9 protein-coding genes are annotated in these 10,908 nt (G+C 70.0%); 4 read left to right on the forward strand and 5 right to left on the reverse strand.

Translation table 11 applies throughout. The features are described 5' to 3' along the window. The 3 genes from FHG71_RS14905 (at window position 1) to oiaX (ending at window position 3,898) form a co-directional block, all read left to right on the forward strand. Window positions 1-933 (forward strand): ABC transporter permease, encoded by a 933-nt coding sequence (locus tag FHG71_RS14905; protein ID WP_139082494.1) that lies wholly within the window; start codon window positions 1-3, stop codon window positions 931-933. Continuing rightward, window positions 926-2,545, forward strand: coding sequence for an ABC transporter ATP-binding protein (locus tag FHG71_RS14910; protein ID WP_139082495.1), 1,620 nt, complete (start codon window positions 926-928; stop codon window positions 2,543-2,545). Before FHG71_RS14905 ends, FHG71_RS14910 begins: the two co-directional genes overlap by 8 nt. 84 nt (window positions 2,546-2,629) lie before the next feature. Beyond that, window positions 2,630-3,898 carry a 3-oxo-isoapionate-4-phosphate decarboxylase OiaX gene (oiaX, locus tag FHG71_RS14915; protein WP_139082496.1) on the forward strand — a complete coding sequence of 423 codons (1,269 nt, stop codon included), beginning with the start codon at window positions 2,630-2,632 and terminating at the stop codon, window positions 3,896-3,898. Window positions 3,899-4,149: 251 nt separating this feature from the next. Here oiaX and FHG71_RS24760 read toward each other — a convergent pair whose 3' ends face one another. The 5 genes from FHG71_RS24760 to FHG71_RS14940 all read right to left on the reverse strand — a co-directional run bounded on the left by FHG71_RS24760 (window position 4,150) and on the right by FHG71_RS14940 (window position 9,841). After that, window positions 4,150-5,013 (reverse strand): transposase, encoded by an 864-nt coding sequence (locus tag FHG71_RS24760; protein WP_425467364.1) that lies wholly within the window; start codon window positions 5,011-5,013, stop codon window positions 4,150-4,152. A 485-nt stretch (window positions 5,014-5,498) separates the two neighbouring features. Then, window positions 5,499-5,888: a response regulator gene (locus FHG71_RS14925; protein ID WP_139082498.1), complete on the reverse strand. Its 390-nt coding sequence runs from the start codon at window positions 5,886-5,888 to the stop codon at window positions 5,499-5,501. Then, window positions 5,881-7,833 carry a PAS domain-containing protein gene (locus FHG71_RS14930; RefSeq protein WP_218014103.1) on the reverse strand — a complete coding sequence of 651 codons (1,953 nt, stop codon included), beginning with the start codon at window positions 7,831-7,833 and terminating at the stop codon, window positions 5,881-5,883. Before FHG71_RS14930 ends, FHG71_RS14925 begins: the two co-directional genes overlap by 8 nt. 32 nt (window positions 7,834-7,865) lie before the next feature. Continuing rightward, complete coding sequence (locus FHG71_RS14935; RefSeq protein WP_139082499.1) at window positions 7,866-8,552, reverse strand: hypothetical protein; 687 nt, start codon at window positions 8,550-8,552, stop codon at window positions 7,866-7,868. Beyond that, window positions 8,549-9,841 carry a GAF domain-containing protein gene (locus FHG71_RS14940; protein ID WP_176559439.1) on the reverse strand — a complete coding sequence of 431 codons (1,293 nt, stop codon included), beginning with the start codon at window positions 9,839-9,841 and terminating at the stop codon, window positions 8,549-8,551. The genes FHG71_RS14935 and FHG71_RS14940 overlap by 4 nt, the downstream gene beginning before the upstream one ends. Before the next feature lie 478 nt (window positions 9,842-10,319). On the opposite strand from FHG71_RS14940, the gene FHG71_RS14945 reads away from it, so the two are divergent. Continuing rightward, a complete protein-coding gene (locus FHG71_RS14945; protein WP_218014104.1) occupies window positions 10,320-10,862 on the forward strand; it encodes a hypothetical protein in 543 nt (180 codons plus the stop codon). Window positions 10,863-10,908: the final 46 nt, after the last annotated feature.

Here is a 10,908-nt window from a genome sequence, read left to right on the forward strand (position 1 = left end):
ATGAGCACCGCGCCAGCCATGACCGACGGGACGGCCCTTCCCAACGAGCCGAGCGCGCCGCGCCGGTTCCTGCGCATGCTGTGGGCCGACAAGTTCGCCTTGGCCGCCCTTCTGTTCCTTCTCCTCGTCGTCCTCATGGCGGTGATCGGACCAGCCCTGCTGGGCGAGGTGGCGCAGAAGCAGAACCTGCGCGGGCGCAACGCCCCGCCCTTCGAATGGGACCGCGGCTGGCTCTGGTGGATGGGAGCGGACTCCCTGGGCCGGCCGCTCTTCGCCCGGATCATCGTCGCGGCGCGCAACACCATGACGGTCGCCGCCGGCGCGGTGCTGGCCTCGGCGCTGATCGGCACGACGCTGGGCCTGATCGCCGGCTACGCCTCCCGCCGGGTCGGCGAGGCGATCATGCGGCTCGCGGACGTCATCATGTCGTTCCCCTCGCTCCTCCTCGCCGTCATCGTGCTCTACATCCTGGGCCCCTCGGTTACGAACGTCATCCTCGTGCTGGCGATCACCCGCATCCCCGTCTACCTCCGCACCACCCGGGCTGAGGTGCTGGAGATCCGCGAGCGCATGTTCGTGTCGGCCGCGCGGGTCATGGGGGCGTCCTCGCGCCGGATCGTGCTCCGCCACATCCTGCCGGTGGTCCTGCCCACGCTGATGACCATCGCGACGCTGGACTTCGCCTATGTCATGCTGGCCGAAAGCGCGCTGTCCTTCCTGGGCATCGGCATCCAGCCCCCGGAGATCACCTGGGGCCTGATGATCGCCCAGGGCAAGGAACACCTCACCCGCGCCTGGTGGCTCTCGTTCTGGCCGGGCCTCGCGATCATCCTGACCACGCTTTCGCTCAACCTGCTGTCCAACTGGATGCGGATCGCGCTCGATCCCACGCAGCGCTGGCGCCTTGAAATGAGGGGACGGACCGATGCCTGACCACCTGCTCGAAGTCCGGAACCTGTCCGTCGAGTTCCACACGGCCGCCGGTGTCGTGAAGGCCGTGCGCAACGTGAGCTGGCATGTCGACCGCGGCGAGACCCTGGCGATCCTGGGCGAGTCGGGCTCGGGCAAGTCCGTCTCGACGGCGGCGATCCTGGACCTGATCGACATGCCGCCGGGGCGCATCACCTCGGGCGAGATCCGCTTCGACGGCCGCGACCTGCTGAGGCTCGGCGCCGCCGAGCGGCGCGACATCAACGGCCGCCGCATCGCGATGATCTTCCAGGACCCGCTGAGCCACCTGAACCCGGTCTACACGGTCGGCTGGCAGATCGTGGAGACGATGACGGCCCACGGCCAGTCCAGGGCCCGGGCCCAGGCCGAGGCGCTCCGGCTCGTCACGCGCGTCGGCATCCCCGACCCGGCCGCCGCGCTGCGCAAGTATCCGCACGAGTTCTCGGGCGGGCAGCGCCAGCGCCTCATGATCGCGATGGCGCTCGCGATGAAGCCCGACGTCCTCATCGCCGACGAGCCCACGACCGCGCTCGACGTCACCGTGCAGGCCGAGGTGCTGGCCCTCCTCAAGGAGCTCCAGCGCGAGACCGGGATGGGCGTCGTCATCATCACCCACGACCTGGGCGTCGTGGCCGAGATCGCCGACCGGGTGGTCGTGATGAACTCGGGCGAGATCGTGGAGGCCGGGAACACGCGCGAGGTCTACCGCAGCCCGCAGCATCCCTACACGCGCAAGCTCATCGGCGCGGCGCCCGGAAAGGGCGACATGCCCGAGCCGCTCCCGAGGGCGGAGCCGGTCCTGAAGGTCCGAGACGTGGTGAAGACCTACGGCACCTTCGCGGCCCTGGCCGGCGTGGGGTTCGACCTGATGCCGGGCGAGACGCTGGCCGTCGTGGGCGAGAGCGGCTCGGGCAAGTCCACCCTGGCCCGCATCCTGCTCCGCCTGGACGAGCCGGATGCCGGAGAGGCGCTCTGGAAGGGGCGCGACCTGTTCCGCCTGCCCCCGGCCGAGCTCTTCGCCCTGCGCCGGGACCTGCAGATGGTGTTCCAAGACCCCACGCAGTCGCTCAATCCCCGGATGACCGTGTTCCAGCTGATCTCCGAGGCCTGGGCGATCCATCCCGAGATCCTGCCCAAGGCCCGCTGGCGCGCGCGGGTCGCCGAGCTGCTGGCGCAGGTCGGCCTGAAGCCCGAGCACGCCAGCCGCTACCCGCACCAGTTCTCGGGCGGGCAGCGCCAGCGCATCGCCATCGCCCGGGCGCTCGCCCTCGAACCCGAGCTGATCATCTGCGACGAGGCGGTCTCCGCGCTCGACGTCTCGGTGCAGGCGCAGGTGATCGAGCTTCTGACGAAGCTGCGCCGCGAGATGGGCATCGCCTTCATCTTCATCGCTCACGACCTGCCGGTGGTGCGCGACTTCGCCGATCATGTCATGGTGATGCAGAAGGGGCGCGTCGTGGAATACGGGACGGTGCGGCAGGTCTTCGAGGCGCCTCGGGAGCCCTACACCCAAGCCCTGCTCGCGGCGGGGCTCGATCCCGACCCCGAGGTCCAGGCCGCCCGACGGGCCGAGCGCGTGGCGATCAGGGCATGAGGCGAGCCACGGGCCTGCGGATCGTTTCGCACAGGCGGCCCGCAGGTTGCCCGGACGCGACCCTGCAACAGGAGCGGCATGGCCATGCCTCGTGACGAGATCCGCGTGACCTACCGCATCGAGACCTCGGGCGACCCCGAGGCGCTGGCGGGCAAGATCGCTTCGGATCAGTCCACCGGCACCTTCACCGAGCTGCCGGGCGAGACGGCCGCCGTGCGGGCGCGCTGCGCGGCGCGCGTGGTCGGGATCGAGCCGCTGGAGCCGCTGAACGTCCCTTCCATCCCCGATCCCACGGGACACGGGCCTTACCGGCGCGCCGACGCAACGGTCGCCTTTCCACTCGAGGCCGTGGGCACCGACATCGCGGCGCTCCTGACGATCTGCGTCAACGGAGCCTATTCCGTCCGCGGGCTGACCGGCCTCCGCGTCATGGACATTGACCTGCCTCCGGCCTGGGCCTGTCATCCAGGCCCCCAGTTCGGCATCGACGGCTCGCGCCGCCTGATGGGCGTGGCCGAGGGCCTGATCATCGCCTCGATCATCAAGCCTTCGCTGGGCCTCTTGCCCGAAGAGACGGCCGAGGCGGTCCGGGTGCTCTGCGAGGCGGGCGTGGACTTCATCAAGGATGACGAGAAGCTGATGAGCCCGGGCTACTCGCCGCTGGCCGAACGCATCGCCGCCGTCATGCCCGTGATCCACGAGCACGAGCAGCGGACGGGTAAGAGGGTGATGTATGCCTGGGGCATCTCCTCCGCCGACCCCGATACCCTGATGCGCAACCACGACCTTGTGCTCGATGCGGGCGGCAACGCGGCGGTGGTCAACATCAACTCCATCGGGCACGGAGGCATGAGCTTCCTGCGCCGGCGCTCGGCCCTTTGCCTGCACGCGCACCGCAACGGCTGGGACCTCCTCACGCGGCATCCGGGGCTGGGAATGGAGTTCCGCCCCTACCAGAAGATCTGGCGCCTTCTGGGCGTCGACCAGTTCCAGATCAACGGCATCCGCGCCAAGTACTGGGAGCCGGACGAGAGCTTCGTGCGCTCGTTCCGCGACTGCATGACGCCGATCTTCTCGCCCGCCGACCGGCCGCTGCCGGTGGTCTGCTCGGGCCAGTGGGGCGGGCAGGCCTGGGACACCTATGCCCGCACGGGTCGCACGCTGGATCTCATGTACCTGGGCGGGGGCGGCATCCACGGCCATCCGATGGGTCCGGCCGCCGGCGTGGCCGCCATCCGGCAGGCCTGGCAGGCCGCGGCCCAGGACATCCCGGCGGAGGTCATGGCGAAGGAACACCCCGAACTTGCCGCTTCGCTGAGGAAATTCGGTGGACCCGGGGGGAGCCCGTCATAAAGCCGGGCCGGGGTTGACGCCGAGAGTCATGCTCCGCGTGGTTGGGCACGCGCTGCCGCGCCACAGCAGATGCATCCGGTGGCCCAAACCAGTAGACGAGAGCCCCTGGGGCGCCAGGAAAGCCTTGGGTGCGACGAAGATGTGTCCCGTAGAGGCTGCAATACTGGTGACACCTCGATCACGAGAGTCGGTGGGTGGCGGAACAGAGGCGTGACCATGCAGCGTTCATGCCGGCCGTGTGGAGCCGCAGGTCATCTCGAGCGACAAGCAGCATTGGGGCTCCGGTGACGGGCCCTGGCCCATTCTCTCGACGGCCGAGACACGGCAGGATGGATCAGGTGGGTCAGAAGGTCGCCTTGCCTGGTGGCCGACCATGGGACCCCGTTGCGAGCCCAGCCCCTTGTCGCTGCGATCTGGCTAGGCATATCGATCAGGCTGTTGATGTGCCAAGAGTTGCAGACGAGCGCCGTCAAGCTGAACTCGCCATGGATACATCCTGCTCGTTTCATCAGGACGGCGCCGTGATTCATTCGTTGCTCGATCGTGCCGAGGGCGTGTTCGCAACAGGTGCGATGCTGATCGAGGGTTTTGGGACGGGTGGCCAGCCGCGCGGCCATGCGGTCAAGCACGGCCTCGTTCTCCAGACGAGCGACCTGCCGGTAGGTCCTGATGCAGCGCGGTCGGAGTTGGCAGGTCAGGCAGGCCTCGCGGCGGCTGGTTTCGATCTTTATGCTGTCCCGTGACTGCCCCCGCCGGCACGGTCGAAGCGCCTGACCGCCAGGGCAGGTAAAGAAGTTCGTGGACGGGTCGCAGGGGAACTGGTCTTTGGAAAGGAAGCCTTGGCGCACGGCCGGGCCGGGCACCGGCTTAGGCACCCAAGGGGTGATCCCGGCTGCCCCGCAGGCCTCGGAGCCCTCGATCTTGAGGGTGACCCGGTCGCCACGGTCTCGATCTGGTCGACCCCAAGCGCCTCGATGAAGGCCTTCGCCGTGGATGCCGCAGCGCCATGGCCCTGCTGTCAGGGTCTGTGGGATGGACCGTTCCTCGCCGGTGCGGTCCAAGTCGTTCCGGAGCCCCTTGTGGCGCTTGCGCTCCCCCCGGCGTGCCGCGTTCATCTAGGCCAAGCGTGGGGCCTCACGGCTGAAGCCAGAGTTCGAGCCGTCCGCTTCTGCGTCGCCCCAAGTCTGGCGCGTCCGAGACCCGGCCAGCTTCTCGTCCGCTTTATGAACGCAGGCGATCAGCGCCGTCCGTGTGGAGTTGCAGGCCTTGCTGTTGACCGCCTTGGATGGCGGGGGCCGTCCACCGCCACGAGCTCGTGGGCGAGGAGGCGCCGGAGGTCGCTGGTCCTGGCTGACAGGCGGGCGAACCCGACCGGGATGGTCCGATGGCGGCGCCCCCGCTCCGGCGTGCGGCCGAGGTCTGGGTCCGAAGGCTGGTCGGGCGGCCTGTGGGTAGGATACGCCGGTCCCGCCTGCCTGAGCCCTGAACGGTCCCCTGGGGTTCCGGGCGACGAGGAACCGGGGTCGAGGCTTGGTCATGGGTGAGCCGCGGCTGGCGCGAGATGCCATCGGTCACAACTCACGCCATGTCGGACCTGCGCTCACGGCAACGCCCGGCCCGATCCGAACAGGGCCCGGGCGCCTTGGCCGACCTCGAACGGCTTCTCGCAGCAGGGCACGCGGTCGTAGGCCTGAGGCAAGGACTCCATGTCATAGCCGGTCGCGAACAGGAACGGGGTGCCGCGGTCGCGCAGCACCTTGGCCACCGGGAAGACCATCTCGCCACGCAGGTTGATGTCGAGGATGGCGCCGTCGATCAGCCGGTCGGCGGCCAGGAGCGTCAGGGCGCTCTGGACGGTCGGCACGGGCCCGACCACCTCGGCGCCCTGCTCCACGAGTTCGCGGCAGATATCTTCGGCCACGACGTACTCGTCCTCGACGACGAGGATGCAACGGCCCCTGAGAAGGGACGCCTCCGGGTGGTCAAGCATCGTCCCTCTCCATGGTTGAGGACACCGGCAGCACGATGGTGCAGCGCACGCCATCGGGCGCAAGCACATAAGTTGTCTCCGCCCCGAGCTGATAAGGCAGCGCGCGCTCGATGAGCTCGCGCCCGAAGCCCCCGCCCTGTGGCGCGGCGTCGGGGTCGGGCATGGCGACGCCCGTCTCGATCCAGGTCACGTGCAGCCGGGGCTCTTCGCCCTCGTGCCGGAGGCGCCAGCGCACGGTCAGGTGGCCGTCCGGTTGCCCGAGCGCCCCGTACTTGACCGCATTGGTGGCCAGCTCGTGGATCGCCAGGGCGAAGGTCTGGAGCGGGCTCGACGGCAGCCGGATGCCCTTGCGCCCGTCCAGCGTCACCCGCTCGCCCCGGCCCTCGGCGTCGATGGCGCCGACGGCGGACAACTCCGTGCGGATGAGCTCGTCGAAGGTCACCCGGCCGTTGTCTTTCAGGCGCGACAGCAGGCCCTGGACGCGGGCGAGCGCCCGGAGCCGGTCATCGAGAGTCGCCACGAAGGACGCCAAGTTCTCACTCTGCTGCCGGGTCCTGACCATGACGCCGCGCACCACGGCCATCAGGTTCTTGGTGCGGTGCTGGAGTTCGGCCACAAGGACGCCCTGCCGCTCCTGCATCTCGCGCAGATCCTGAACGTCGGTGGAAGTGCCCAGCCATTCGACGATGGCCTCGTGCTGGTCGCGGACCGGCGTGGCGCGCGTGTGGAACCATCGGAACTCGCCGGTCGCCTCTTCGCGGACCCGATACTCCGCATCGAACAGGCCCGTGGCCTTGGAGTGCTCCCAGGCCGCGCGGGCAGCGTCCTGGTCGTCCGGATGCAGGGGCTCCAGCCAGCCCCAGCCATGGCTTTCCACCTCCGGCTGGCCGGTGAACTCCGTCCATTGCGGGCTGGCCCAGGTCCAGTGCCCGTGGTCCACGGCCCGCCAGACAAGCTGCGGGATGCCCTCCACCAACGTCCGGAGCCGCCGCTCGCTGTACTCGAGCGCGCGCTGCACCGCTCGCTCCCGTGTGGCGTCGTGGCCCACGCCGCCGATGCGGGCGACCTGGCCCTCGGCGTCCCGGATCGGGAAGTCGGTGTTGCGCAGGGCGCGGACCTGCCCGTCCACGGGGCGGCGGACCCGGTACTCGAAGGTGACGCGCTCGCCGGCTCTCGCCCTTCCGATCTCGGCCCGGGCGTGTTCGCGGTCCTCGGGCTCGACCAGGTCGAGCCAGTTGCGCCACGTGTCGCCCGAGAGCGCCTCCTCGCGCGAAAGGCCGTAGATGCTCTCGAAAGCGGGGCTGAGGTAGACCCACTCCAGTGTCTTCGCGTCGCGGATCCAGAGCACGTCCGACGAGGCCTCGCCGAAGGCGCGAAGCTGGTCCTCGCTCTCGCGCAGCGCCGCCTCGGCCCGCACCCGCTCCACCGCCGCCCAGGTGCGCTCGGCGACGGCCTCCACAGTGATGATCTCCCCATCCGTCCAGTTGCGCGGCTTGTCATGCTGCACGGTCAAGGCGGCGGCGATCCGGCCCGACTTGACGGGAGACACCGTGATGGCGGACAGGCAATCAACCGAGCGGTAGGCTCCCCGCTCTGAGGGCGCGATGCGGGCGTCGGTGTCGACGTCGCGGATCACCAGGGTCCGGCCGGCCCGCATCACCGAGACCACGCCCTCGCCGAACGCGGCGAAGGGGTAGCGAGGGGGCATCCCGACGCCCCTGCGGACGTGCTCGCCCAAGGCGTGACCAACCTCCTCGCCGGGTCCGCCCTCGACGACGCTGTATTGGACGCGGCTGCCATCGAGCCGTTCGGCCAACAGGCGGCACGCGGTTGCGGCAATGGCGCCGGCATTGGGCAGCGGCCGCATGGCGTCGTTCAGCCTGAGCAGGAACGCCTGCCGCTCCTCGCTCTCGCGCAGCGCCGTCTCGGCGCGGGCTCGCTTCACGGCCGACCTCACGCGCTCGGCGACCTCGCGGATCAGGATCTCCTCGGCCGCCGCCCAAGCGCGAGGCGTTGCGCTTTGGACGGCGAGCAGGCTGACCGCATCGCCCTCCTCGAGCAGGACGGCGTCGGCAAAGGCCGCGACCTCCCGGCCACGCAGCGCGTCGCGCGCCGTATCGGTCGCTTCGGGTCGCGCGCGACGTCGTCGACCAGGATGACCTCGCCCGGCTTGTAGACCGCGAGGAAGTCTGGCCCGAACGGCTTCAGTGAGTGCTCGCCCACGAGGGACGGCACGCCCCGGGTGTGGTCCCGCTCGACCGTCAGCCGGTCGCCCGCGATCTCGCCGTAGAGGACCCGGTCGACCCCTAGGTGCTCGCAAAGGCGGGCGGTGGCGACCGCCGCGATCTCCAATGGCGTGACAAGGGCGCCGAGCGCGTCCGACAGCGCCAGCAGGAACGCCTGCCGCTCCTCGCTCTCCCGCAGAGCCGCCTCTGCGCGGGCACGCTCCACCGCCGCCCAGGTGCGCTCGGCCACCTCCTCGGCCAGGGAGATCTCGTTCGGCGTCCACCGCCGGGGGGTCGCCGACACCGAGACGATCGTCCAGAGCGGGTTGCTCTCTCCCCGTCGCAGGGCTGGCGCGACCAGCGCGCCGAAGCCCAGGCTCCCGATGCTGTTCCGGTCGGTCTCGGACAGGCCGGGGGCCCCTGCCACGTCCTCGATCACCAGAGTCCCGGCGAACGTGATCCGGAGCGCGGCCGGGAAGTCGGACAGGCGGATGGCGGGGGCATCGGGGCCACGCGGTCGCCGCCCACCTGATGGGTGATGTCGGCCCGGTCCTCGTCCATCCGGAAGGTCGCGACGTAGCAGCGGTCGAGAGCCATGTGTTCGCGCAGCATCGCGATCGCGCGGTTCGCCACGGCATCGGCGCTGGGCTCCGCCCGCAACGCATCGCCGAGCTTCAACAGGAACGCCTGCCGCGCCTCGCTCTCGCGCAGCGCGGCTTCGGCGCGGGCGCGCACGAGGTCGGCCCAAAGCCGCTCGGCCACCTCCTGCACCAGCGCGACCTCGTCGTCGCTCCAGCGCCGTGGCGCATGCTGGTGAACGGACAGGTTCACCACGAGCCTGCCCCCGACGAGAAGAGGCACGCTGAGCAGCGCCCGCACACCGACCTGGGCGATGGCGGCCAGATCCGGGCGCGCGAGGGCCGGATCGCCCGCGTCCTCGACCCGCACGGTGCGGCCCGCGCGAAGGTCGTCAAGGATCGATCCCTCGTAGTCCTGGAGGCGCATCACCGTTGGGAAGGGTTCCGCGCCATCGGCGAACCACCCATGGAAGATGTCGGCTACGCCTCTGGCCTCGTCAAACTCCGCGAACATGACCCGCGAGGCGCCCAACTGCTCCCCTACCAGGCGGGCCGCAGCCTCGATCACGGCCTCCGCGTCGCGCTCCGCGCGGAGGGTGTCGCCGAGCCGGAGCAGGAAGGCCTGCCGTGCCTCGTTGGCGCGGAGCGCCACCTCGGCGCGGAGGCGCGCACCTATCTCCAGCCCGGTCATGTGGACGGCCAGGACTTCGCCCGTCCGGCCGCGTACGGGCGTAAGGTAGGCCTCGAATATCTCGCCACCTTCGCGGATCAGATCCAGCGGCTGGGCGGGCACCGCGACGGCTTCGCCCGCGAAGGCGCGGTCGTAGAGATGCGCGACCGTTGCATAGCCCGCAGGCCAGGTCTCTGACAGAGGACGACCCAGCGCCTCGGGATGGTGCTCTCCGTAGAACTGCGCGGCGGCGTCGTTGTAGAGCAGCACGCGCTCGGGCCCGATGACGACGGAGGACAGGAGGGGGCTTGCGAGCATCAGGCTCACGACGCCCTTGAGCTCCTCGGGCCACGCCGCCGGAGGGCTCAGGGGCGTGCCGGTCCAGTCGTGCGCCCGCAGGCGAGCCGCCATCTCGCCGGGGCCGCAGGGCCAGCTCTCGCTTCGCGCCACCACATCCATCGTGCCGGTCCTCGGCTCCATGATCGCATCACCACAATGCACGAGGAGTACGGTTGGCTCCGTCGTGGGAACCGGGCAATCGTCCCCGCAGCACGGGCGGGCTTTTCCAGATGCTGAGAGCGCAGCCAGCGCATGAATCCTGCAGACCGCGTGAGAACCTCCGGCGGGTTGCACGGGCGGCTGAGCTGCCGCAGTGGGATGCTCGGTCATCGCCCATCTTTCTGGACATGGCCGCTCTCAGGTCCTGCTCTTGCCCTGGGCGGTGGGTGACCACCTAGGCCCGGACAACCCGGCGCGCTTCATCGACGCCTTTGGCGACGGGCTGAATTTCGCGGCCGCCCGAAGGCGACGGGCCGGCCGGGCTGCTGAAGCCCGCCATCCAAAGCGATCCTTACCGCGTGCTTCCCGCAGGAATCCGAAAGACGACCGGCACGGGAACGAAGACCGTCCTGACCCGGAAAACGACTGTGCGGTCGGTCTTGCCGGGGAAAGGTTTCGCATGGGCGCACTCGCGGTCGGCATCTCGGCGAAAGACGAAGCAGTGGCTTTCCTGCAGACCCAGGGCAGCAGGATGCAGCACCAGCGACCGGGCTCCGCCCGGAGCGCGCTCGATGCCGTGGTGACGCGGCAGGGGAAAGCGGAGTTCGAGCGTCCTCCGGCCGATTTCCACCTCATCGAACTGTGCCTGTCCGGAAGCTGCACGGGGCGCCGGCTTTTCGACGGGCTCGCGGGACCTGCCGACTGCCGCTATCGCCCGGGCGCCCTCTTCGCCATCCCGGCCGGGCGGGCCGCCCAGGTGAGCATCCGCGACGGGGAAGCCACCATCCTCCAGCTCATGATCGACCGCGCGGTGATGGACGAGGTGAAGCGCGCGATGCTGCGGGGCGACGCCGACCGGGTCGAGCTGCTGGGCTTCAACGCCGTCTTCGACGCCCGGATGAGGGCCTGCGCCCTCGCCATCCACAGGGAGCTGCGACATCCCTCCGCCGGGGGCGCGTTGGTCGCGGACGTGATGGCCGAGGCGTTGTTGCGTAACCCATGAGCGAGGGGGCTCGCGCGGCGGGTCTGCCTGCTTATCTGGGCGGCCA

Source organism: Rubellimicrobium roseum (genome assembly GCF_006152145.1).
Lineage (GTDB): Bacteria > Pseudomonadota > Alphaproteobacteria > Rhodobacterales > Rhodobacteraceae > Rubellimicrobium > Rubellimicrobium roseum.